The organism is Subtercola frigoramans (assembly GCF_016907385.1).
In the GTDB taxonomy this organism is placed as follows: domain Bacteria; phylum Actinomycetota; class Actinomycetes; order Actinomycetales; family Microbacteriaceae; genus Subtercola; species Subtercola frigoramans.
The window spans coordinates 3134155-3157646 of sequence record NZ_JAFBBU010000001.1 but is presented as its reverse complement, the minus strand read 5'-3'; the positions used below and the strand labels follow the sequence as shown (position 1 = coordinate 3157646).

The window sequence follows — 23492 nt, the reverse complement described above, 5'->3', positions numbered from 1 at the left end:
GGAGTCGCTCTGAAATCCAGCGTGGGCCGGTGCGTTCCAGTCGTGGTTGACGTGGAGTGATGTGTGCGTGGCACTCTTCCACGCCGTCGAGGTGACGCGAAACGCCCACGGCGGCTTCGGCGACGGGCGTGTCGCGTCAGTTCGGTGCGGCAGGTGGACAGGGCTCAGGCCGCGTGGTCGGCGATCTCGAGCAGTCGGTGACCCGACGAAACCGTTGTGCCCACTGTGGCATCGATCGAGCCGATGACACCGTCTTTGTGCGCCTGGATGGGCTGCTCCATCTTCATGGCCTCGAGCACGACGATCAGGTCGCCCTTGACGACCTTGTCGCCCTCTGAAACCGCGATCTTCACAATGGTTGCCTGCATGGGCGCCTTCACTGCGTTGCCTGTTGCAGAGTGCCGACCCGCCGAACCGCCAGCGCGTCGTCGGGGTGCCGGGCCGAGGGTGGGTCCGAAACCGGCACCCGCGCCGCCGCCGGCCGCTGCGTTCAGCAGTCGGTCGGGGAGCACGACCTCGATGCGCTTGCCGTCGACCTCGACGACAACCGTGCTGCGGGTCGGGGCGGGTGTGTCGCGCTCGAGCGAGCCGCTCCACGGTTCGATGGTGTTGTCGAAGTCGGTCTCGATCCAGCGGGTGTAGATGCTGAAGGGTTGGCCAGCATCCGGAGCGAATGCCGGGTCGAGCACGATTGCCCGGTGGAAGGGCAGCACGGTCGGGAGCCCGGCGACCTCGAATTCGTCGAGAGCGCGGCGCGAGCGCTCGAGGGCCTCTTCTCGGGTGGCGCCGGTGACGATGAGTTTGGCGAGGAGGGAGTCGAACGACCCGGAGATGATGTCGCCGGCCTGCACGCCGGAGTCGACACGCACGCCGGGGCCGCCGGGCGCCTTGAAGACGTGAATGGGTCCGGGGCTCGGCAGAAAGCCGCGCCCGGCGTCTTCGCCGTTGATGCGGAATTCGAAGGAGTGCCCGCGTGGCGCCGGGTCGTCGTAGCCGAGGATGCCGCCCTCGGCGAGGCGGAACTGCTCGCGAACCAGGTCGATACCCGTGATCTCTTCAGACACCGGATGCTCGACCTGAAGCCGCGTGTTCACCTCGAGGAACGACACTGTTCCGTCGACGGCGACAAGGAACTCGCAGGTGCCGGCGCCGACATAGCCGACCTCCTTCAGGATCGCCTTCGAGGCGCGGTACAACTCGGCGTTCTGCGCATCGCTGAGGAACGGCGCGGGAGCTTCTTCGACGAGCTTCTGGTGGCGACGCTGCAGCGAGCAGTCGCGGGTCGAGACGACGACCACGTTGCCGTGCGCGTCGGCCAGACACTGGGTTTCGACGTGCCGGGGGCGGTCGAGGTACTTCTCGACGAAACACTCGCCACGGCCGAAGGCGGCGATCGCCTCGCGGGTCGCCGACTCGAACAGCTCGGGGATCTCTTCGACGGTGCGGGCGACCTTCAGCCCGCGGCCGCCGCCGCCGAACGCCGCCTTGATGGCGACCGGCAGGCCGTGCAGGGCGACGAAATCGAGCACTTCGTCGGCGCCGGAGACGGGGTCGAGGGTTCCGGGGGCCAGTGGGGCGCCCACACGCTCGGCGATGTGGCGCGCCGAGACCTTGTCGCCAAGCAGTTCGATGGCATCGGGGGAGGGGCCAATCCAGATCAGGCCCGCGTCGATGACGGCCTGGGCGAAGCTCGCGTTCTCGGCCAGGAAGCCGTAACCCGGGTGTACGGCGTCGGCGCCGCTCCTCTTGGCGATCGACAGGATCTTCTCGATGACAAGGTAGGTCTCGGCGCTCGTCGAGCCGTCGAGCGCGTAGGCCTCGTCGGCCAGCTGCACGTGCAACGCGTCGCGATCCTGGTCGGCGTAGACAGCGACAGAGGCGATCGACGAGTCGCGCGCTGCCCTGATCACCCGCACTGCGATCTCGCCGCGGTTCGCAATCACAACTTTAGAAATTCGGGGCATAGTCCCTTAGCCTATTCGCGAACCTGCCCATCGCTTTGGCATGTGCCCACAAAGTTGGATGCCCGGCGGGTGCGAGACCCTACAAATCCTCGGCCCATTCCGACGTCTGCCTCGAGCGCAGCACGGGGTGCGCGAAAACGTCCCCTCCAACGCGAGTTTGGGGACCGTTGCGCGCACCCAGGGGGGCGGGGGTCAGGCGGTCGCCCAGAAGTCGGTCCAGCTCACGCCGAGCTCGGCGAGGAGGTCGCGGAGCGTGGGTAGCGACATGCCGATCACCGTGGAGGGTGCCCCTGAGATGTGCGTGATGAAGGGTGCAGCCAGCCCGTCGATGGTGAAGGCGCCGGCCACGGTCAGCGGCTCGCCGGTTGCCACGTAGGCGTCGATCTCGGCCTCGCTGATGTCGGAGGCGAACTCGACGGTGGCCGAGGTGACGGCGCCGGCGGCGGGGAAGGGCTCAGAGGCGGTGGCGGGCGGCAGGCGGTGGTCGATCATCCAGAGCCCGCTGTGCAGCACACCGCTTCGGCCGCGGTGCCTCAGCCAGCGCTCGCGGGCGACGTGGGGGAGGTGCGGCTTGCCGTAGATCACGCCGTCGAACTCGAAGGCCGAGTCGCCGCCGAGAATGAATCCGTCGATCGGTTCGCCGTCGGGCAGGGCGTTCTGCACGGCTTCGGCCTTCAGGCGGGCGAGCAGAATGACGAGTGCTCCGGCCGAGAGCGGGCCCGATTCGGCTTCGACCGCGGCGACCGCGGCGTCTTCGTCGACGTTCGAGGGTACGACGACCGGTTCGATGCCGGCCTGGCGGAGCAGGGTCAGGCGGGCGGGGGAGGTCGAAGCAAGATAGAGCCGCATGACGAGCAATCCTACGACGTGACCGGCGCCGGGTTGGAGGGGCGTGGGGTGGCCGCGGTTGCAGACGGCGCCCGCAGTGGGAGCTCGCAGGGGACTTCGGGCGGAGCTGGGGTGACGTGTGGCCTGTGGCGCGGGGATGTGCGCTGTGCTCCGCCCCAAGTCCGATGCCGAGAGTGACGCCGCGGGATGATGCGGTACCCAGCGGCCGCGAGCCGCAGCACCTGCCGCAACCGCCGCTACAGGAGCCGCGCTCGCAGCGGCCACCGCGGCAGGCGTGTGTGCGAAGCTGGAGCCATGAGCGAACTGGTGGGCACGAACGTCGAACTCGAGGTCACCAACGTGGCGCACGGCGGGGTGGCGGTCGCGCGGCTCGACGGCCGCGTGGTGTTCGTCGCCGATTCGCTGCCCGGCGAGACGGTGTTGGCGCGCATCTCTTCAGCCGACCACAAGTCGTTCTGGCGTGCAGAGGCGATCGAGGTGATTGAGCCCTCAGCGCACCGGCGGCCGCACGTCTGGGAGTCCGCGTCGATCGATCGTGACCCCGACCGCCGCGCAGGGGGCGCCGAATTCGGCCACATCGAGCTGGGCTGGCAGCGCGAACTCAAACGGCAGGTTCTCGTCGATTCCCTGCAGCGATTCGCCAAGCTCGACACCCCGCTGGCGGCCGAGGTGATCGTCGAAGCGGTGGAGGGTGATGACGCGGCCAACGGACTCGGCTGGCGCACGCGCGTGAGCCTGCACGTGGATGATCAGGGCATCGTCGGCCCGTACGCCGCCCGCTCGCACCGGGTGGTGGCCGTGCCCGACCTGCCGCTTGCCACCCAGCCGGTGGAATACGCCGCCCCGCTCGACGAACGGGTCTTCGGGGCCGACAGGATCGACGTCATCTCAGACGGGAAGCGCGGGGCGCGGGTGGTGCTCCACCGGCCGGAGGCGGTCGACCACGCGGGTGAGTCAGCCGCGGGCCGTGGTGGGCGTGGGCCGGGCAAGGGCAGAGAGGGTGGCAGGGGCGGGGCAGCGATCAGCCCCGGGGCAGCGAGCAGCCGCGGGTCGGGCAGGTCGGCGAAATCCGGCGGCAACGCAGCGCGTTCAAACGGCGCGGATTCCGACGGCTACTTCTCGGACGACAACGCACCGCGGAAGGCCGCATCGGGCGGCTATCCACCGAATGGCCCGGCGCAGTCACGCGCCTCGATCCCCTCGTACACTCCGGCACCCCCGAAACCCGGCAAACAGATCGTCGAACGCGTGGGCGAGCGCGAGTTCCGCCTCGAGGAGCTCGGCTTCTGGCAGGTGCACCACGGGGCAGCACGCACGCTCACGGCCGCACTGCAGCAGCAACTGCTGCCGGAACTCTTCGACCCGGCCGCGGCCAACCTCGACCTCTACGGCGGCGTCGGCCTGCTGGCCGGCGCGCTGGCCGACCGGTTCGGCACCAAGCTCCGCATCGAATCCGTCGAGAGCGACTGGCGTGCCACCGCCAATGCGGAATTCAACCTGCGCGACGTCACCGGTGCGACGGCAGTCACTGCCCGCGTCGACAGGTACCTCGCCGACCGGGTGAGGGGCGTCACGGCGGCTGAGCGGGCGGCGCTCGCCCGGGCATCCGTGATTCTTGACCCCCCGCGGGCCGGAGCCGGCAAGCAGGTCGTCGGCCAGCTGCTCGACCTCGCACCCGCCCAGATCGCCTACGTAGCGTGCGACCCCGTCGCCTTCGCCCGCGACCTGGCGCTCTTTCGCGAGGGTGGCTACGAGCTGCGGAACCTGCGGGCGTTCGACCTCTTCCCTCACACGCACCACGTTGAGGCGCTCGGGGTTCTGACGCGCGGGTGACGTGGACGCGAGTTCACAAGGTCGGTGGTTTCGATACGCCTGCCCCTTCGGGCCGGGCTACTCAACCGTCGGTCTTCGTGTGCGCCGGTTGAGCAGCGCCGGAGGGCGGCGCGTTTCGAAACCCAGAGCCCAGACGTTCGCCTGTGCCACCGCTGTGCCTCGGATGGGGGAAATGGAGAGCGCTACGATGAAGTGACGCCGTATCGCGTGCTGAACAAAGGGGAGTGTCCCGTGACGAACGCGCCGGAGCCGGTTCGTGTGGCCATCGTCGACGATCACGAGTCGGTGCTGCTGGGCATCCGTGCCGCCTGCCGCGAAGCCGGGTACGAGGTGGTCGCTGTCGCTGCGACAGTGGATGCCCTGCTGCCCCTTCTCGAGGGCGAGCCTGTCGGCGTCGTGGTCATGGACCTGAGCCTCGGGGACGGCTCGAGCGTGACCGACAACGTTCTGCGCGCCAGGGCGACGGGGGCATCCGTTCTGATCCACAGCATCGCCGATCGCACCTCGAGTATTCGGGAAGCCCTCGCGGCCGGAGCCGCCGGGGTGATTCCCAAGGCGAGCTCGACGCGCATCGTCATGGCTGCGATAGCCACGGTGGCGGCTGGCGAGGTTCTGAACAACCTGGAGTGGGCGAGCGCGATCGATGCCGACAAGGAGTTCGCCAAGGCGCAACTGGGCCGGCGTGAGCAGGATGTTCTGCACCTGTACGCCTCTGGGCTCCCGTTGAAGGCGGTGGCCGCCCAGCTCGGAATCGCCCCGTCGACGGCCAGGGAGTACCTCGACCGTGTGCGGGCGAAGTATGTGGAGGTCGGGCGGCCGGCACCCACCAAGGTCGATCTGCTGCGGCGTGCGGTCGAAGACGGAATCCTGGCGATCGACGATGTCAGCACCTCACCGCGCTGACGACGTCCCAGCCCCGGATTCGCCGAAGTCGCTGGAACCGCCGAAGTCATCGGAACCGCCGAAGTCGTCGAAGCCGGAACGGCCGGGTTCAGGACCCCCTGGCGCCCCGCTGCACGGCGACGCTTCCCAAACGCCCGTGAACCGGCTCCGCGGTGCCATCAGCCGATCGAGTGTCGATCTCATCATGGTGCGTGCGGCCGCACTCTTCGCGCTGATCTTCGCGGCGCAGTCGATCGCGGCTGCGGTGCAGTCGGCGAGCTATCTCTACCCCGTCTGGGCCGTGGGTGTTCCGTCGGTTCTCTTTGCACTACTGCTGCTCGTGGTCGTCGCCTCTGCGATCAACCGCGGGGTCACTCTGCTCATGACCGCGTTCGCACTCGTCTATCTCGTCGCCCTCGCCTTGGTGCCGCTGAGCGTCGAGAACCTCGGGGCAGCACACTTCTCGCAGCCGTGGCTCTGGTACCTGGTCACTCTCGGAATCGCCTTCACAGCCCTGGTCTGGCCCACCCGGTGGGCCATCACCTTCGCCGCCTTCGTGACGGCCGAGTACATGGTCATCCGAACGTTGCCCGCCGGCGGCGGAGTCGCCCCAGAGCTGGCAATTCTCGACGGCCTCTACATTCTCCTCATCGGTGCATTCATGATCATGCTCATCACCACGTTGCGCGTTGCGGCCGACCGGGTGGATGCCGCCCAGCTCACCGCGACCCAGCAGGTCGCGCGGGCCGCGCACCACCAGGCGGTCGAACTCGAGAGGGCGAAAGTCGACGCTCTCGTGCACGACACCGTGCTCGCGACCCTGATCGCCGCGGCGAAGGCCGTCACACCTTCCGAGCGTGAGCGGGCCGCTCGAATGGCGCAGTCTTCGCTGCAGACGTTGCAGCACGCCCCGGTCGCCTTCGATCCCGACTCCGAGGTCAGTCTTCGGGAGTTCTCCGATCGGTTGGCCGCGGCCATCGTCCTGTTGAGTCCGCGCATCACCTTCACCGTGGGCCAGCTCGAACATCGGGCGATGCCGGGCCGCGTGGCTGACGCCCTCTTCTCCGCTGCGATCCAGGCTCTCATCAACAGCCTGCAGCACGCAGGGCCGGGCACGGGTGAGCCCGATCGGATAGCCAGGTCGGTCTCGCTTCAGTCTGCCGCCCGGGGCGAGATCACGGTACGCGTGACCGACACCGGAATCGGGTTCGAGCCGTCAGCCGTGCCGTCTGAGCGCCTGGGACTCAGGGTGTCGATCCGAGAGCGTGTCGAGGCCGTCGGCGGCAGCGTCAGCATCGAATCGGCGCCGGGTCGCGGGGCATCCGTCATCATCGAGTGGAAGGACTACCAGCGCTCATGATCTCACTGCCCCGTGCTTTCGCGATCGCCCTGGCGGCCATCTTCTCCGCCTACCACCTGGTGCTCGCCACCTACTCGATCGGTACCGCGCGCTCGCCGTGGCCGGTGCTGCTCGCCATGGCGATCTACGCGGGGCTGACGGTCATGAGCCTCTGGCCGACGAGCCCGCTGCAGATGCCCAACTGGATGGGCGCACTGGTGTTCGGCGGGTCGATCGTGATTTCGATCCTGGTGCTCTCGCAACTCGACGGTTCGCAGCCCAATGGGTATGCAACCTGGTCGGTCGCTGCTGTGGGTACGCTGCTGACGATCATCACCGTTCGCCAGCAGGCCGCCTTTGCCTGGCTCGGTATCGCGGCGCTCGCCGTGATCGTCGTGATCTGGGCGAACCCGCTTGCCCTCACCACAACGGGTGTGATCGGCAGCGCGATCTGGGTGGCGGTGGCCCACGCGTTGACGAGAGCCCTGGCGCGGGCTGCCCGAGACACGAGCTTCTACGCCCGGGCCGAACTCGAAGCGGCAGCATGGCACGCGACGCATGAGGTGCAGCTCACTGAAGGTCGGCACCGCCTCGACTACATCAACCGTGTCGCTGGCCCCATGCTTCACCTGATCGTCGACACCGGTGGTGAACTGAGCGCAGAAGACCAGCGCGAATGCCTGCACGTCGAAGGAGCGATCCGTGACGAGATCCGCGGCCGGCTGCTGCTGAACGAAGACGTGCGAGCCGAGGTATTCGCAGCCAGGCGTCGGGGCATCGATGTCTCGCTGCTCGATGACGGCGGTCTGGATGATGTGACCGACGCCACCCGAACCAGGATCCAGTCCCAGCTCGCCACCGAGATCTCCCGCTCGCAGGCCGACCGCCTGATCGTGCGCACCGGCGCCGACGACGGCGCTGCGGCAGTCACGGTCGTCGGGCTCCGGGTCGGCGACGACGGGAGCGCGGTGGCGCTGGGCGCGGAGGGCGACGGCGACGAGGTCGCGCAGTGGACGGAGATCCCGCGCGCGCTGGAGCTTTAAGTGAGCACCCGGTTGACTAGGCCGCAGGCCCCCGCCCGCTGGTTGAGTAGGCCGCAGGCCGCATCGAAACCATTGCCCGCGAGTCACCGGGTTTCGATACGGCGCTGCGCGCCTACTCAACCAGCGCACCCGCCAGCTGTGTCCCCAGCTGTGTCCCCCGCTGTGCCCATTGCTTTGGGGGACATTTCATGTCCCCCGCTGTGCCCATTGCTTTGGGGGACATTTCATGTCCCCCAAAGTGCCGACTACCCCCACTACGGGGGAAGGTGCATTATTGGTTGTGCTAGGTGTCTCTCTTTGAGTTACACCGCCAAACATTCGCTGTCTAGGGTAAGTGAGCGAGTGCTTGGGGGCGAGGCAAGGAGCTATTCGGGTTAGCGAATTGCCTCGAAAAAACAGCTGGGGGTTGGCGCTTGCGCCGGCCCCCAGTTTTTTCGTGCCAGCCCCACGGGCCAGACGTGCCCCACGCGACACCTCGACAGAAGTGCGGTCAGCCGTTCCAGCGCCCAGGGCCCGGGGTCACGGTGCCGCGCAGGTCGCGCTGGCTGCGCTGCCAGGCCGACTGCCCCCGAACATTCTCGGCGCGCAGCGAATCGCCCTCTTCTTCGAGCATGCCCCTGACAACGGCCGACACAGCGGCGAGCTCGACCGCACTCACATTCTTCGACCTCACGATCACCGGCTCACCCTCAGCAGGTACGCTCTCATCGCGTGCAGGTTCCGTCATCGTTTTCGACCCTTCGCATCACCGAATCGCAGCAGCCCCGCTTTTTCGCGTCGCGGCCCGATCCCGTCGGAGCCTCGACGTCGCAGCCCGATTTTCACAGGGGAATGTTGCCGTGCTTCTTCGCGGGCAGTGACGCTCGCTTGGTGCGCAGTGCGCGCAGGCCTTTCACGATGGCAATCCGCGTCGCCGCCGGCTCGATCACGCCATCGAGTTCACCGCGTTCTGCCGCCAGGAACGGGCTCGCCACGTTGTAGGTGTACTCGTTCGCGAGTTTCGTGCGCACTGCGGCCACGTCTTCGCCTGCCGCCTCGGCACGCTTGATCTCCCCGCGATACAGGATGTTCACCGCACCCTGCCCGCCCATCACCGCGATCTCGGCCGTGGGCCACGCCAGGTTGAGGTCGGCGCCCAGCTGCTTCGAGCCCATGACGATGTACGCGCCGCCATAGGCCTTACGCGTGATGATGGTGATCAGTGGCACGGTCGCCTCCGCGTACGCGTAGAGCAGCTTCGCACCGCGCCTGATCACGCCTGTCCACTCCTGGTCGGTACCGGGGAGGTACCCGGGAACATCGACCAGCGTGAGGATCGGGAGGGAGAACGCATCGCAGAACCGTACGAAGCGAGCAGCCTTCTCGCCCGCCTCGATGTTCAGTGTTCCCGCCATGGCATTCGGCTGGTTGGCGACGATGCCCACCGAGCGGCCCTCGATGCGGGCGAACCCGACGACGATGTTCGGCGCGTACAGCGGCTGCGTCTCGAGAAAGTCACCGTGGTCGACGAGGTGCTCGATGATGGTGTGTACGTCGTACGGCTGGTTCGGGCTGTCGGGGATGATCGTGTTGAGCTTGCGGTCGGCATCGGTGATCTCGAGTTCTGGCTTGCTCTCGTACACCGGCAGCTCTGCCATGTTGTTGTCAGGCAGAAAACCGAGCAGCGTGCGCACGTAGTCGAGTGCATCATCCTCATCGCTGGCAAGGTAGTGCGAGACGCCAGAGACCGTGTTGTGCGTGAGGGCGCCACCGAGCTCCTCCATGCCGACGTCTTCGCCGGTGACGGTCTTGATCACGTCGGGCCCGGTGACGAACATCTGGCTGGTCTTGTCGACCATGATCACGAAGTCGGTGAGGGCGGGGGAGTAGACCGCGCCGCCCGCGGCCGGGCCCATGATGATCGAGATCTGGGGGATGACACCGGAGGCCTGTGTGTTGCGACGGAAGATCTCGCCGTACTTGCCGAGGGCCACGACACCCTCCTGGATGCGCGCACCGCCGGAGTCGAGCATCCCGATGATCGGCACACCGGTCTTCAACGCGAGATCCATCACCTTGATGATCTTCTCGCCAGCGACCTCACCGAGCGAGCCGCCGAAGATCGTGAAGTCCTGGGCATAGACCGCGACCTGGCGGCCGTGGATGGTGCCGGTACCGGTGACGACGGCGTCACCGTAGGGGCGGTTCTTCTCCATGCCGAAGGCGTGGGTGCGGTGCCGCACGAATTCGTCGAGTTCGACGAACGACCCCTGGTCGAGCAGCTGCTCGATGCGCTCGCGGGCGGTCTTCTTGCCCTTGGCGTGCTGCTTGGCGATCGCCGCTTCGCCGCTCTGGGTGACCGCTTCGTGGTAGCGGTTCTTCAGGTCGATCAATTTGCCGGCCGTGGTGTACATGTCAGGGCCCGGCGTCGTTTCTTCGCTCACGGGAGTTCACTCTACCGGCCAACCCCCTGAGCAACCCTTTGACGTTAACCTCCAAGTACTCGCGGTGTTGCCGGAGGTTCTGGCCGTACCGAGGCGGTACCGTCGAGGTATGCACCTTCCAGCCAGCCGATCTGCCGTACCACGGCTCGAGTGGCTTGGCGCTTCGCCGTCGACCAACTCCGCGCTCGTCGAACTGGCCTCTGGCGACGACACGGGCAGCTGGCCCGACCTCTCGGTCGTCGTCACCGACAACCAGACGGCGGGCCGCGGGCGCCTCGGGCGTGAGTGGGTTGCACCGGCTGGGCGCACCCTGGCCATCTCGGTTCTGCTGCGACCGGGTTCCGGTGCTGCAGCGCTCCCCTTCGACAGCTATGGATGGATACCCCTGTTCGCCGGGGTGGCGATGGCAAGGGCCCTCCGCCCGTTCGTGGATACCGATCGCCTCACCACCGTGAAGTGGCCGAACGACGTGCAGGTCGATGGACTGAAGATCTCGGGCATCCTCTCGGAGCTGGTGCCCGGCACGCGCGACGTGGTCGTCGGAGCTGGCGTGAACCTGTATTTCGCCGCCGATGAGCTGCCGGTAGCGACGGCGACATCGTTGTCATTGGTCGCCGGCAGCGAATTCACGGTCGATGAGGTGCTCTCTGGCTACCTGCGCGAGCTGACCGGGTTGTACCGGGCGTTCGTGAGCCACGGCGGAGACGCGGTCGCCAGCGGCATCGCCTCGGCCGTCACTGCCGAGTGCGGCACTCTGGGGCGCTCGGTGCGTGTGGAGCTTCCCGATTCCGCTGTTGTGACGGGCATTGCGACCGGGCTCGACTCCCTGGGCCGGCTCGTGGTCGCGCCAGACGCACACGCAGGAGCGCACCCAGGAACAGGTGCACCGTCAACCGCAGCCCCGCTCGTCGTCTCCGCGGGCGATGTCACGCACCTGAGGCATTGACGGCCTGTGACGAATGACATCACTACGACTGTTCGGGGGCCCGAGGCTCCCGAGCTCGTGATCGCGCGCTATCGTTCGCACGGAAGACGCCTGTTCTGGCCCGTGCTGGTTCTGATGGCCGTGGCTGCAGCGAGCGGCTACTACCTCGGCCGGTTGCCTGAAGAGTGGCAGAACCTCACCGCGCTGGGTGCGGCGATCGCGCTGACGGTGCTGCTCGGGTTACTGCCGACGATCGCGTGGCTGGCGCGCCGCTATACAGTGACGAACCGCAGGGTCATCGCCGTGCACGGGGTTTTCGTTCGGGAACGGCAGGAGGTGTCGCTCCGACGCGGTTTCGACGTGACGGTGCGGCGACGCGGGCTGCAGGCGGTGTTCCGCAGCGGTGATGTGACGATCCACTCGGGAACCGGGCATCCACTCGTCTTGAAGGACGTGCCGGATGCGGGCCTCATCGTGCGCGCACTCACCGACCTCGGCGACGACGGTTTCGTTCGCACGCCTACCGCAGGCTGAGGATCGAGCAGCGCGTACCGAAAGCCTCACGCGTGCCGGTTTCGATACGCCCTCTCCTGGGAAGTGGGCTACTCAACCAGCGGGTGGGTCAGACCAGCGACTCTTCGCGTTCGACCGCGAGGGCAGCGGCCTGGATGTTGTGCAGCCCGTCGCTGCGGTGGGTGCCGTAGACCCAGTAGCGGTAGAGCACGAAGCGGAAGGCCGTGCCGAGAGCGAGGCCGACGACGTTCGCGGCGATGTTCGTTGCGAGCAGGCTCGTCTGGCCGAGTACGTGGTGCGTGAACCAGATGCAGCCCTCGGCGATGGCGAGGCCGCCGACCGAGACGAGGGCGTACTCGACGAGTTCGAGGCCGACGTTCTTTCGGCGGTTCTCGCGGAACGTCCAATAGCGGTTGCCGACCCAGTTGAAGACGATGGCGATCGAGGTGCTGACGAGCTTGGCACCGATCGCTGTGGCGAAGAAGTGGTCGGTGCCGAAGACGCCGAGAAGGAGCAGGTTGAAGATACCCACATCGAGCACCATGCCGAGCAGGCCGACCACGCCGAACTTCAGGGCGTATGTCAGGAACCCGTCCCAGAGGCGCTGCGTCAGGCGTTTGATCGTCTTCAAAGTGAAAGTGCTTTCTCGAAGCCCCTGCAGACACGATGGTCGATGCTTCGCTCATGACAACTGTTCTGTCGACTATAGGGTACCGACCTCGGGATTTCTGGGAACAGGGGTACCCCTGACGCGAGGGCGCCCACCCGGGTAAAGTGGGGAGGTGAGCTTGCGCGTAGGAGTAATTGGTGGTGGCCAGCTGGCCAGGATGATGGTTCCGGCGGCGGTGAACCTGGGCATCGATCTGCGTGTTCTCGCCGAAGCAGAGGGGTCGCCCGCCCAACTGGCCGCCACAGCGGTCGGCGATTACCGCGATCTGGCCACCGTGCTGGAGTTCGCGAAGACAGTCGATGTGATCACGTTCGACCATGAGCATGTGCCTGAAGAAATTCTCAGGGAACTGGTCTCCGCAGGGCACTCGGTGCACCCCGGGCCAGACGCCCTGCGCTTCGCGCAGGACAAACTCGCCATGCGCCGCCGGCTCTCTGAGCTCGGTGTCCCCGTGCCCGACTGGGCAGAAGTCCGCTCCGAAGACGAACTTGCCGCCTTTCTCGAGGATCACGACGGGCACGCGGTTCTGAAGACCGCCCGCGGTGGTTACGACGGCAAGGGCGTGCGCCTCATCCGCGATGTCGGCGAGTCGACAGACTGGTTCCGCATTCTCGACGAAGACGGTCGCGGGGGCTCTCTCCTGGTGGAGGAGCTTGTCGACTTCCGCCGGGAGCTCGCCCAGCTGGTGGCCCGCCGCCCCTCCGGCGAGACCAGGCTCTGGCCCGTCGTCGAGACCGTGCAGCGCCACGGCGTGTGCAGCGAAGTGTTCGCACCTGCACCCGGCACCACCAGCCGTCTGGTCGACCTCGCAGCCTCGATCGCCGTCACCATCGCCGAGAGTCTCGATGTGACCGGCGTGCTCGCGGTTGAACTCTTCGAGACGACGGATGACCGGCTGCTGGTCAACGAACTCGCGATGCGCCCCCACAACAGCGGTCACTGGAGCATCGAGGGCAGCGTGACCAGCCAGTTCGAGCAGCACCTGCGTGCCGTGCTCGACCTGCCCCTCGGCGACACCGCAACCAGGGCGCCCTGGACGGTCATGGTGAACGTGCTCGGCGGCCCCTCCGCCGGCGACCTCACCGATGCGTACCCGAAGGCCCTCGCAGACCAGCCGAACGTCAAAGTCCACAACTACGGCAAAGAGCCGCGGCCCGGCCGAAAGATCGGGCACGTCACGGCAACGGGCGACGAGCTTGACGAAGCAGCTTTCGAAGCACGCTCCGTCGCAGCCCTGCTGGGTTCAGACATTAGCATTGCCCCATGAGTACTGAATCCCCTCTGATCGGTGTCGTCATGGGCAGCGACTCTGATTTCTCAGTGATGAGCGATGCCGTCAACGTTCTCGTCGACTTCGGTGTCGCCCACGAGGTCGAGGTGGTCTCGGCGCACCGCACTCCCGAGAAGATGATCCGGTACGGCAGAACAGCCCGCGAGCGTGGCCTCAAGGTCATCATCGCCGGTGCCGGAGGCGCTGCCCACCTGCCCGGAATGCTGGCAGCCGTCACAACTCTGCCGGTGGTCGGTGTGCCCGTGCCCCTCGCCCGCCTCGACGGACTCGACTCCCTGCTCTCGATCGTGCAGATGCCGTCGGGCATCCCGGTGGCCACGGTGTCGATCGGCGGCGCGACCAATGCCGCGCTCCTCGCCGTCGCGATGCTCGCCATCTCAGACGCTGCCCTCGCCGACAAGCTGGCCGTCTATCGCGAGCAGCTCACCGCCTCGGTCGAGCACAAGAACGAGGCGCTGCAGCTCAAGCTGTAGTGAGCTACAGGTCGGCGTGCAGTTGCCAGACCTTCTCGGCCGAGTCGCGCCAGCTGAATCCGCGTGCGCGGTCGAAGCCGGCGATCCGCAGTCGTGCGGCGAGCTCGGAGTGCGTCACCAGCTGGGTCATCGCGTGCGCGAGGCGTTCCGGCAGCCCTTCGGCGTCTTCTCGCGCGACGACGATGCTCGCGTCGTCGGCGACCTCCATCAATGCGGGCACATCGGTGTGGATGACCGGGGTGCCGAAGTGCAGGGCCTCGATGACGGGCAGGCCGAACCCTTCGGCCATGCTCGGGTAGACGAACACGTCAGCCCGTGAGATGACGAGCGCGAGGTCTTCGTCGCTGACGAACCCGAGCACGTGGACGCGCCCGGCAGCCAGTCCGGCCTCGGTCGCGACCGACTCCACGTCGAGGTCGCCCCAGCCCTTCGGCCCCGCGATCACCAGCGGAAGCTCGGGTGCGTCGGGTCTGGCGAGCGCCTGGATGAGCGCTGCGAGACCTTTGCGCGGTTCAAGGGTGCCGACGGCGAGCACGTATGACGGGGGCAGGCCGAGGGCCTCTGCCCGGGCATCCGCATCGACCGGAACGACCAGTTTCGAACTCACGGCCCCGCCGATGACCCGAACTCGCTCGCCGAAGTTCACGTAGTGCGCGAGTTCTTCGGCGACGGCGTGGGTCGGAACCACGATCGCGTCGGCGTACTTGCGGGCGCGCTTGGCCATCGCCTTGTGCCAGGCCACGCCGTGGGGAGTCAGGGTCTCGGGGTGCGTCCACGGCACCACGTCATGGATGGTCACGGCGATCTGCTCGCCCGGCTGGTGCAGCTGGTCGTGCTTCGACAGCGGTGCCATGAGCGAGGTGGCGTGAACCATGCCGTCGTTGGAGCCGGTGAAGAGGCCGTGTTGCCAGGCCGCCGCGAGTTCGCGCCGCCCGAGCGTGGTCTTCGTGATCTCTGCGAGCCCCGGCAGGCGGGTCTTCAGCTCGGCGAGTTTCTCATGGGGCTGTGCCGACACGATCCCTTCGACGAAACAGTCCCGTGGTGCCGTCTGGATCAGCGCGGCGGTGAGCTCTTCTGTGTATCGCCCGATGCCGCCCGGAACCGGTGCCACCATCTGGTCAACGATCACGCGAAGCGTTGCCATGTATCTCCAAAACTCCCGAGTGCGCTGCGTCGTGGACCTCTCGCAGCAGTACCGCGCCTGAAGTCAGTGCCTCGCTCGGGACCGTCGTACATTCGCGGGGCGATGCCCGGAATGCGTGGCGGACGAGGCGAACAGGGGGCGCGCTGCCGATGGCACCGACTCTATCAGCATGCGTAGGCACCCCTCCTGTGAGGGTCATGAACGACGGAAGGACCCGGTCAGACGCTCGTGGAGGAGGGCCCGGGCGACCGTACCCAGCCGCTAGTCTGGTCCCGATGAGTACATTGCGCGAACGGGAATCCGCAGGTCTTGCCCGCCTGCAGCAGAGCCGGTTCGGCGAGGCACTGATTCCTCCCGCGAAACTCCTGAGCCTGTTCGGCGAGCACGCCGCGGGCTGGATACTGCTGGGCATACTCGGAGCCGCCATCGACTGGACGCATGCACTGCTCTGGCTCTGGAGCGTATTCGCAGTCGTCGTGGCACACGGATTGTCGATCGTCATCAAGCGCGTCATCCGCCGGCCGCGGCCATCAGGCAATGGTGTCGTCGTTCATTCGACGGCTCCGAGCAAGTTGAGCTTCCCGAGTTCGCACGCTTCGTCGACGATGGCGGCAGCAGTGGTCTACGCCGCGTTCTTCCCGTGGCTGTGGCCGGTGGCGGTCATCGTGGTGCTCGCCATGGGCTTCAGCAGACTGCTGCTCGGCATGCACTTCCCGACGGATATCCTCGCCGGATTCGCCATCGGACTGATCGTCGGGATCCCGACCATACTGCTCCTGCACTGAGCGAAGAACGTCCGGCCCTACTCCCGTCGAACAGTTATTTCGATACGGGGGGCTGTCGCCGTGAGCCTTCTCGCAGGCGGATCTTCAACAGGATCCAGAGCGCCTCGACGCCGTCCCAGGCCGTGATCTTCTTGCCCTCTGCACGGGTGCGGGCCTTGTAGGAGATCGGGATCTCGTACGGACGGTACCCCCTCGCCAGGAGCTTGCCCGTGATCTCGGCCTCCATGCCGAAGCCGTTCGACGTGATTCTGAGCGACCGGTACAAGGAGATCGGCATCAGTTTGTAACAGGTTTCGACGTCAGAGACATAGGCGTTGAAGATGATGTTGGTGAAGAGGTTGATTCCACGGTTGCCTATCACGTACCAATACGAGTACGAGGTATGGCTGCCGAACGTACGGGTGCCATAGACGATCGTCGCCTCGTCGTCGAGAATCGGCTGCACCAGGCCCGGAATCTCGGCCGGCCGGTATTCTTCGTCGGCATCGCAGATGATCAGATAGTCGCCCGTTGCGAGGGCGACGGCCTTGCGGATGGCAGCACCCTTGCCCTGGTTGGTCGGTTGGTGAAACACCGTGACCCGGTCGTCGGCAATCGAATCGAGGATCGCCGCCGTCTCATCGGTGCTTCCGTCGTTCACAATCACGAATTCGACGCCGAGCTCGGGCTGCCAGGCAATCGCCAGCACTTTGTCGAGCACCTTCTGCAGTGTCGCCTGCTCGTTGTAGACAGGTATCAGGACAGAGAGTTTCACTTGGACCTTTCGTTTCTGAACCAGTCGATCGTTGTGTTCAGTCCGTCTTCGACATTCACCAGTGGTGACCAGCCCAACAACAGCTGGGCAAGGGTGATATCGGGCTGGCGGCGTTCGGGGTCGTCGACGGGGCGCGGGTGAAGCTCCACGGTCGAGGTACTCCCCGATAGCCGGATGATCGCCTCAGCGATCTCGAGCAGGCTCTGTTCGTGCGGGTTTCCGATGTTGACGGGCCCTGGTTCGTGGCTGCCTGCCATGGCCACGATTCCGCGCACCTGGTCATCGATGAAGCAGAGGGAACGAGTCTGGCTCCCATCGCCGTGCAAGGGAATCGGGTTGCCTGCGAGGGCAGCTTTGACAAAGGCGGGAACAGCACGGCCATCGTCAGGGTCCATGCGGGGCCCGTAGGTATTGAAGAGCCTGATGACCCCGGTGTCGACCCCGAAGCTGCGCCGGTATGCAAATGAGAGAGCTTCGGCGTACCGCTTCGCTTCGTCGTAGACGCTTCGAGGGCCTGTCGAACTCACGTTTCCCCAGTACGTCTCACTCTGGGGGTGAACCGACGGGTCACCGTATACCTCAGATGTCGAAGCCAGCACGAAGCGCGCCCCGTCGCGCTGGGCGACGTTCAGCAATGCCTCGGTGACGCTCGAACCGGCGTGCAGCGTCTCTATGGGGTGCGCGAGATACCGCGGAGGCGATGCAGGCGATGCGAAGTGCAGTACAAGGTCGAACGCGCCGGGAAGCGACTCGGAGTTCGTGGCATCGTCTTCGATGAAGGTGAACCGTGGTTCATGTGCGAGGTGGGCGATGTTCGTCTTGAAGCCGGTGATCAGATTGTCGACGACGACGACCTCGCTGCCGGCTTCAAGAAAGTGATCGGCGAGATGCGAGCCGACAAAACCGGCCCCGCCGGCCAGGAGCACACGGGAATGCATGGGCTTCGTGATTCCTCTCAATTGTGCACGCGGAAGATCACCGAGAGGGTGAACGTCACCAGCCACAGAACAGCGAAGAGCAGGAGCTGCTTGTCTTGGAGAACGATGTCTTCGGGAGCGCCAGCGACACCCTTGTCGACGTTGTACGCGTAACGCAATATTGCCATGCTGAAGGGAACGATCGAGACCGCAGGCCAGATGTTGGTGGCCATGTCGCCGAGGTCGAACGCCCAGAGAGAATACGAAATGGTGGCGAGTCCTGCCGCGAGCATCCAGACGAACCTCAGGTATGACGACGAATAGTTCTCGAGCGATTTGCGGGTCGACAGACCGGAATGCTCGAATTCGACTTTCTCTGAGTACCGCTTGCCGGCAACCATCAGCAGCGAGCCGGCGAACGAGACGAGCAGGAACCACTGGGACACGGGTATCGACAGGGCGACGGCACCGGCGATGGCCCTGATCAGGAAGCCGCTCGACACGATGACCAGGTCGACAACCGCGGTGTGCTTGAACCAGACGCAGTATGCGAGCTGCAGGGCCTCATACAGGGCGATCACGAGAGCGAGGTTGAGAGAAACCGCTATCGCAAGCAGGGGAGCGGCGACAAGCAGGGCGATACCGACGATGAGGGCGAGCCGGATGCCCAGCGCGCCAGATGCGATCGGCCGGTTCTTCTTCTTCGGGTGTTCGCGATCGGCTTCGACGTCGAGGATGTCGTTGATCAGGTAGACGCCCGACGAGGCTGCGCAGAAAAGGACAAACGTGGCTATGACCGCAAGCCACACTCCGGGCTGAAAGAGCACGCCAGCCGCGAGCGGGGCCGCCACGACGAGAACGTTCTTCAGCCACTGGTGCGGTCTCAGACCGCGGATCAGGGGCGACAGCTTCACCTTGGGGTTCTCTCCTCGCAGACAAATGGCGGTAGGGTGCTACGGTTGCCGCCAACCACACCTAGAGGACTCTACCGTGCCCCTTCAAATGCCACGCGCTGCGGCACTGCGAACGCTGGTCGTGGGGCTTGCGGCGGTGATCGCGGGGTTCGGCAGTTACGTGCTGCTCATCTTCGTTTCGCAGGGCACCTCGACCGCAGACTATGCGGACTTCGCGGTGTTCTGGTCGTTGACAGTGACCGTGGGCCTCGGCTTCTTCTATCCGGTCGAGCAGGAGACTGCCCGATCGATCGCCGGCGTCTCCGACGGGCGCGGGGGTCTCGTTCGCTTCGTCTTCCTCTGTGCTTTCGTAATCGCCGTGGCTACCGGGCTCGTCGCCCTGCTCCTGCTCACTCCCGCAGCGGGTGGCTACCTCGGCTCTGGCGGGCTCGTCCTCGCGTTGGTGCTCTCGTTCTTCGGGTACGCGGTGCAGTTCCCCGTGAGAGGAATGATGTCGGGCAGTAGGCGAACCACGAGCTATTCGGCCATCATTGCGCTCGAAGGCGCGCTGCGCGTGGTTCTCCCGGCGATCATCCTCGCTGCCGGGATCGCGGGTTCGTTCTCGTTCGCGCTCGTTGTTCCGGTAGCTGCGGCAGTCTCTGTGCTGCCCGCGGTTCTGTCTCGAGACCGATCGTGGCTTGCCTTCGATCGAATCCGTACAGGACTGTACGCCGGCCGGCTTGCGCGCCTGATTGTTGCGGCGCTGTCGATCCAGCTGATTTTGAACAGCGGCACTCTTATCGCCCGATTCGTCGGTGGCGAAAGCGGGGCCGCCCTCACCGGGCAGATTCTCGTGTGCATCACGATCGCGCGGATTCCAGTCTTCGGCTACCAGGTTCTGCAGATCTTGTACCTTCCCCGACTGGCCAGGGAATGGCAGCTCCACCAACTCTCTGCGGCCAGACGCACGGTGCTCGTTGCTGTCGGGGTGTCGGTAGCCGCAGGAGTCGCCATCGTCGTCGGGATGGTTCTTCTCGGACCCTGGGTCATTGGATTGCTGTTCGGGGCGGACCGGGTGCTCTCTGAGGGGGGCATCGCCCTCGTGAGCCTCGGGGTTGCCGTGTTCCTGATTGCCCTGATCATGTCTGATGGCACCCTCGCCATGGGCAGGCATACGGTCGTCATCCGGTCATGGGTGATTGCCGCCGCCGCAGCCGTGGCGCCTGTGCTGGTGATCGCCGACCCGCTTCTGCGTGTTACCAGCCCGCTTATCGTAGGATCGAGCGTTGCTTTGATCCAGCTCGGTGCCAGCATGGTGCAGGCTATGAAATCCGAGCGCGACGTGACCAGCCGAGACGCCGTCACAAGCTGAGCCACCATAACCCGCTGAGAGAGGAACCGCTGCCATCGTTGCCGTGATCGCCACCGTGGTTCTGGGGTTCGCCCTTCTCTCGCTGTTCGGCCTCGCGGTCGTCTCAGTCGTCGAACCCTCACGTCGCGCATTCCTCTTCCCAGCCCTCCCGCTGATCGGAGCGGCCTTCCTCGTGGTCGTGCTGCACATCACGGGGCTGTTCCTCCCGGTGTCGATCGGGGTCTGGATCGCGGCAGCGCTCGCGGTCGCAGCGCTCGCCATCGCGATCGGGAGACAGCGCTCGCTGCGGTTCGTACCCATCCGGGCAGTGGTCGAGTACGGTGTCGCGGTCGCCGTGGGTGTCCCCGGGGCTGTTCTGGGGTTGCTTCCGTCACTCCTGGCCCGCTCCCCGCTCGCGATTCAGCCGAATGCGAGCAACGACGCGAACTACTATGTCTCGGTGATCGACTGGCTGATCGGGCACCCGTTCACCCGCGTACCCGACATCGGTACCAACCCAGTGACCGGCGCCGACTCGCCCGCGTTCGGGTCGGCGCAGAACAGCATCATCTCCGGGCTCCGTCTGGGGCAGGAGCTCGTGCAGGCCGCCCTGGATTCAGTGACAGGTCTGCATTCCGTTGCCACTTTCTCCCCCTGGCTGGGGTTGTGGGTTCTTCTTGTGCCTGGCGCGATCTGGGTGCTGGGCGCTGCCTTTGCGCTGAAGCCGGTCTGGCGGGCGGGTATCGGACTTGTCGCCGTGACCTCTTTCTCGCTGGTCAACCAGGTTCTTACCCAGAACGCCGACTCGCTGCTGGGGATTGCGTTGCTCCCCCTTGTGATCGCCGTGATCATCGTGGTGATCGAAAGCACGCGGGCCGAACGCAGGGCACCGCTCTGGCTTGCCGCGCTCCTGCTCGCAGCGCTGGTCGGGACCTATACCGAGTACCTCCCGTTCCTTGCAATCGTGCTCGTGCTGATCGTGCTGGTGCGCCCGCCGAGACAGATCTGGCCGGCAATGCTTCGAGCTGTCACGGTACTGGGCCTGTCCATGGTGATGGGCGCCGTCATCTGGTACCGGGCAGTTCAGAACCTTCTGCTCGTCGCGGGTGTCGCGTCAACCGGCGCCCCGGTTCCCGTTTCTGCTGGCCGTGCACTCGCCCGCTTGCTGGGTCCGTACGAGCCCGTGCTGGTGCCGGGGCCCGGGCCGGCGCATCCTCTGCTCGAACGAATCGAACTGGGACTGATCATCGCGGGCGTGACGCTCGGAATCCTTGCGGCTATCGTGGGCAAGCGATCACGAGGGCTGGCGATCGGCACGATCGTGTCAGCGGTGGTCGTCGCGTACATCGCTTATCGCGGCAACGATTACTCTGCTGGCCGGGGAGCCGGGCTTGTCACGCCGCTGGCGATAGCTGTCGCGGGAATCGGTTGGGCGGGCATCCACAGCTGGCTGAAGAAACGCTCGAAGCCCACAACCGCATTGACCTTCAGCGTCGTTGCGGCTGGCCTGGCCGTGCTGTGCGCCTTCTTCGGTGTGAAAGTCACCAATTCGTTCACCGTCGACGAGCAGTCCAACGACCAGATCGTCACAAATGACTATGCCGAAGCGGCCGCGTGGGTCTCTGGGCTCGGTTCGGGTGACGGCAGTTCGGTGGCGGTCGCGACCAACAGTCTCTTTCAGCAGTTGTGGGTGGCTCAGGCTCTGCGCGATGTTCCCGATGTCAGCTACGTCAGCCTTAGAGGTGACCTGGGGTACCGTTCGAGTCTCTCCCAGCTGAGCTATTGGAACCAGACTCCCGAACGGTTCGTGCTCGTAGGCAGCGGGGCCTACGCCGACTACGACCCTTCGGCGGTGACCGAACAGAATTCCACGTTCACCCTGATTGACCTCTCGAAATCGGCGGTTGTGGCCGTGCCTGTGGTCGTGCAGCCCAGTTGGTCGTACATTCCTGACGCAGCGGGAGCAACATTCAGCCAGGCAACCGGGGCCGTGCAGTTGTTCAGCGGTGTGCCTGACCTCGCCCGATACTCTCTCGAGGTGACAGGCCTGAACCCGGGCGAAGTCATCGAGGTCAGGCAGAATGGCACAGTCATCAGTTCGACGACGGCCATCAGCGGAGAAGTCGATGCGCCTCTTGCCGGAACGGGGCTGACAGACTCGCTGGCACGGGTGACTGTCTCTGTCAACACCACAACAGGCGGCCCCTTTGCTCTCGGAGGCATACATCATGACTGAGTCGTACGACATCGTTTTCGCCGTCAACTACTACGCCCCGTACGTCAGCGGACTGACCGAGGTCGTCCGGATCGTCGCGGAGGAGTCGGCGAAGGCGGGCAGGAGGGTTCTGGTCATTGCCGGGAGACACGATTCCTCGCTTCCGCGAACCGAGATGCTGAACGGGGTCGATGTCATCCGTACCCCTGTCGTGGCGACGATCGGCAAGGGCCTCGTCAGTCCGACGTTCATCACCACGGTCATCCGGTACGGCCGTAACGCCGGTGTCGTCAACCTGCACATGCCCATGATCGAGAGCGGGGCCATCGCTCTCGGCCTCGGCAGCGTTCCCCTGGTGTGCACGTACCAGTGCGATATCGCGTTGCCCGCCGGTGCATTCAACCGGCTGCAGACGGCAGTGATGGACGTCTCGAATCGCACGGCGATGTCGCGAAGCGCGGTGATCGTACCGTCTTCGCTCGACTACGCCCACGAATCGCGGCTGCGTCGATGGATGCCCGATGCCAAACTCGTCGCCATTGCGCCGCCGACGCACGCCTTCCCCCGCGTCGAAGCGACCTTTAGGGAGACCACGGGGCTGCATGTGGGCTTTCTCGGTCGTCTGGTCGAGGAGAAAGGCCTGGAATCGCTGGTAGCGGGTTTCCGGCAGCTCCCCGATGCCGACGCCCGCCTGCTCATCGGCGGGGACTACCTGAAGATCGCCGGCGGCAGTGTTGTCGAGCGTGTACGCGAACAGATGGGCGATGACCCCCGGATTCGCCTTCTCGGGTTCCTGCCCGATGCGCAACTTCCGAACTTCTATTCGTCGCTCGACGTCTTCGCGCTGCCGTCCGTCAACTCGTTCGAGGCGTTCGGTATCGTGCAGGTTGAGGCGATGAAGGCGGGGGTGCCCTCATTGGCGTCAGACCTGCCCGGGGTCAGGACTCCTGTCGAGGTCACCGGATTCGGGCGCATCGTTCCTCGGAACAACCCCGGTGCCATCGCCGCCGCACTTCGTGACCTCCAGAACTCTCCTCCCGACCGGGTCGCCGGCGCGGCGGCCAGCAACGCCATGTATTCGCTGGAGAAGACGATTGGCGAGTATCTCGGTGCATTCGATTCGGTGAGTCGCAGACGACGGGGATGAGCATCGCCGGGTAGCCTCGACAGGTACCTGCAACACCGACTGTCTGTGGGGTGCGACGACAGTGAAAGGCCGAGCTGCGAC

The 23492-nt window shown here is 65.8% G+C and carries 21 protein-coding genes; 12 read left to right on the top strand and 9 right to left on the bottom strand.

Annotated features, from left to right (window positions below; translation table 11 throughout):
• Window positions 1-164 precede the first annotated feature (164 nt).
• Window positions 165-1964: an ATP-binding protein gene (locus JOE66_RS14760; protein WP_205110658.1), complete on the bottom strand. Its 1800-nt coding sequence runs from the start codon at window positions 1962-1964 to the stop codon at window positions 165-167.
• A gap of 192 nt (window positions 1965-2156) precedes the next feature.
• Entirely contained in the window at window positions 2157-2813 is a 657-nt protein-coding gene (locus JOE66_RS14755) for a Maf family protein (RefSeq protein ID WP_205110655.1), read from the bottom strand.
• Window positions 2814-3107: 294 nt separating this feature from the next.
• Between JOE66_RS14755 and JOE66_RS14750 the strand changes: the two genes are divergently transcribed.
• From JOE66_RS14750 to JOE66_RS14735, 4 genes are all read left to right on the top strand, one after another.
• Entirely contained in the window at window positions 3108-4646 is a 1539-nt protein-coding gene (locus JOE66_RS14750; RefSeq protein WP_239518327.1) for a class I SAM-dependent RNA methyltransferase, read from the top strand.
• A 231-nt stretch (window positions 4647-4877) separates the two neighbouring features.
• Window positions 4878-5549, top strand: coding sequence for a response regulator (locus tag JOE66_RS14745; RefSeq protein WP_307827226.1), 672 nt, complete (start codon window positions 4878-4880; stop codon window positions 5547-5549).
• A 136-nt stretch (window positions 5550-5685) separates the two neighbouring features.
• A complete protein-coding gene (locus JOE66_RS17710) occupies window positions 5686-6888 on the top strand; it encodes a sensor histidine kinase (RefSeq protein WP_205110653.1) in 1203 nt (400 codons plus the stop codon).
• Complete coding sequence (locus JOE66_RS14735) at window positions 6885-7910, top strand: DUF8320 family protein (RefSeq protein WP_205110651.1); 1026 nt, start codon at window positions 6885-6887, stop codon at window positions 7908-7910. Before JOE66_RS17710 ends, JOE66_RS14735 begins: the two co-directional genes overlap by 4 nt.
• Window positions 7911-8400: 490 nt before the next feature.
• On the opposite strand, the gene JOE66_RS14730 is transcribed toward JOE66_RS14735, so the two are convergent.
• A complete protein-coding gene (locus JOE66_RS14730) occupies window positions 8401-8637 on the bottom strand; it encodes an acyl-CoA carboxylase subunit epsilon (protein WP_205110649.1) in 237 nt (78 codons plus the stop codon).
• Between the two features lie 94 nt (window positions 8638-8731).
• A complete protein-coding gene (locus JOE66_RS14725; protein ID WP_205112047.1) occupies window positions 8732-10303 on the bottom strand; it encodes an acyl-CoA carboxylase subunit beta in 1572 nt (523 codons plus the stop codon).
• A gap of 139 nt (window positions 10304-10442) precedes the next feature.
• On the opposite strand from JOE66_RS14725, the gene JOE66_RS14720 reads away from it, so the two are divergent.
• Entirely contained in the window at window positions 10443-11279 is an 837-nt protein-coding gene (locus tag JOE66_RS14720) for a biotin--[acetyl-CoA-carboxylase] ligase (protein ID WP_205110647.1), read from the top strand.
• Window positions 11280-11285: 6 nt separating this feature from the next.
• On the top strand, window positions 11286-11792 hold the full coding sequence (locus JOE66_RS14715; protein WP_205110645.1) for a PH domain-containing protein: 507 nt from the start codon (window positions 11286-11288) through the stop codon (window positions 11790-11792).
• 88 nt (window positions 11793-11880) lie between these two features.
• Here the strand turns inward: JOE66_RS14715 and JOE66_RS14710 are convergent, their stop codons facing one another.
• The gene (locus tag JOE66_RS14710; RefSeq protein WP_239518326.1) at window positions 11881-12402 is read right to left on the bottom strand and encodes a GtrA family protein; all 522 of its coding nucleotides are present in this window, start codon (window positions 12400-12402) and stop codon (window positions 11881-11883) included.
• Window positions 12403-12553: 151 nt separating this feature from the next.
• On the opposite strand from JOE66_RS14710, the gene JOE66_RS14705 reads away from it, so the two are divergent.
• Both JOE66_RS14705 and purE read left to right on the top strand, forming a co-directional pair.
• Window positions 12554-13708 carry a 5-(carboxyamino)imidazole ribonucleotide synthase gene (locus tag JOE66_RS14705; RefSeq protein WP_205110643.1) on the top strand — a complete coding sequence of 385 codons (1155 nt, stop codon included), beginning with the start codon at window positions 12554-12556 and terminating at the stop codon, window positions 13706-13708.
• Window positions 13705-14205 (top strand): 5-(carboxyamino)imidazole ribonucleotide mutase, encoded by a 501-nt coding sequence (gene purE / locus JOE66_RS14700; protein ID WP_205110641.1) that lies wholly within the window; start codon window positions 13705-13707, stop codon window positions 14203-14205. The genes JOE66_RS14705 and purE overlap by 4 nt, the downstream gene beginning before the upstream one ends.
• Window positions 14206-14209: 4 nt before the next feature.
• Here purE and JOE66_RS14695 read toward each other — a convergent pair whose 3' ends face one another.
• Complete coding sequence (locus tag JOE66_RS14695) at window positions 14210-15349, bottom strand: glycosyltransferase family 4 protein (RefSeq protein ID WP_205110640.1); 1140 nt, start codon at window positions 15347-15349, stop codon at window positions 14210-14212.
• Between the two features lie 275 nt (window positions 15350-15624).
• On the opposite strand from JOE66_RS14695, the gene JOE66_RS14690 reads away from it, so the two are divergent.
• Window positions 15625-16134 (top strand): phosphatase PAP2 family protein, encoded by a 510-nt coding sequence (locus JOE66_RS14690; RefSeq protein WP_205110638.1) that lies wholly within the window; start codon window positions 15625-15627, stop codon window positions 16132-16134.
• A 34-nt stretch (window positions 16135-16168) separates the two neighbouring features.
• On the opposite strand, the gene JOE66_RS14685 is transcribed toward JOE66_RS14690, so the two are convergent.
• Genes JOE66_RS14685 through JOE66_RS14675 form a run of 3 tightly spaced genes read right to left on the bottom strand, consistent with a single transcriptional unit; the run spans window position 16169 to window position 18719 of the window.
• Window positions 16169-16888 carry a glycosyltransferase family 2 protein gene (locus JOE66_RS14685; RefSeq protein WP_205110636.1) on the bottom strand — a complete coding sequence of 240 codons (720 nt, stop codon included), beginning with the start codon at window positions 16886-16888 and terminating at the stop codon, window positions 16169-16171.
• The gene (locus JOE66_RS14680; protein WP_205110634.1) at window positions 16885-17826 is read right to left on the bottom strand and encodes an NAD-dependent epimerase/dehydratase family protein; all 942 of its coding nucleotides are present in this window, start codon (window positions 17824-17826) and stop codon (window positions 16885-16887) included. Before JOE66_RS14680 ends, JOE66_RS14685 begins: the two co-directional genes overlap by 4 nt.
• 17 nt (window positions 17827-17843) lie before the next feature.
• The gene (locus tag JOE66_RS14675) at window positions 17844-18719 is read right to left on the bottom strand and encodes a decaprenyl-phosphate phosphoribosyltransferase (protein WP_307827225.1); all 876 of its coding nucleotides are present in this window, start codon (window positions 18717-18719) and stop codon (window positions 17844-17846) included.
• An 88-nt stretch (window positions 18720-18807) separates the two neighbouring features.
• On the opposite strand from JOE66_RS14675, the gene JOE66_RS14670 reads away from it, so the two are divergent.
• From JOE66_RS14670 to JOE66_RS14660, 3 genes are read left to right on the top strand one after another with little or no spacing between them, the layout of a single operon-like run.
• The gene (locus tag JOE66_RS14670; RefSeq protein WP_205110632.1) at window positions 18808-20070 is read left to right on the top strand and encodes a lipopolysaccharide biosynthesis protein; all 1263 of its coding nucleotides are present in this window, start codon (window positions 18808-18810) and stop codon (window positions 20068-20070) included.
• Between the two features lie 43 nt (window positions 20071-20113).
• Complete coding sequence (locus JOE66_RS14665) at window positions 20114-22285, top strand: hypothetical protein (RefSeq protein ID WP_205110630.1); 2172 nt, start codon at window positions 20114-20116, stop codon at window positions 22283-22285.
• The gene (locus JOE66_RS14660; protein WP_205110628.1) at window positions 22278-23411 is read left to right on the top strand and encodes a glycosyltransferase family 4 protein; all 1134 of its coding nucleotides are present in this window, start codon (window positions 22278-22280) and stop codon (window positions 23409-23411) included. The genes JOE66_RS14665 and JOE66_RS14660 overlap by 8 nt, the downstream gene beginning before the upstream one ends.
• The last annotated feature ends 81 nt before the right edge of the window (window positions 23412-23492 follow it).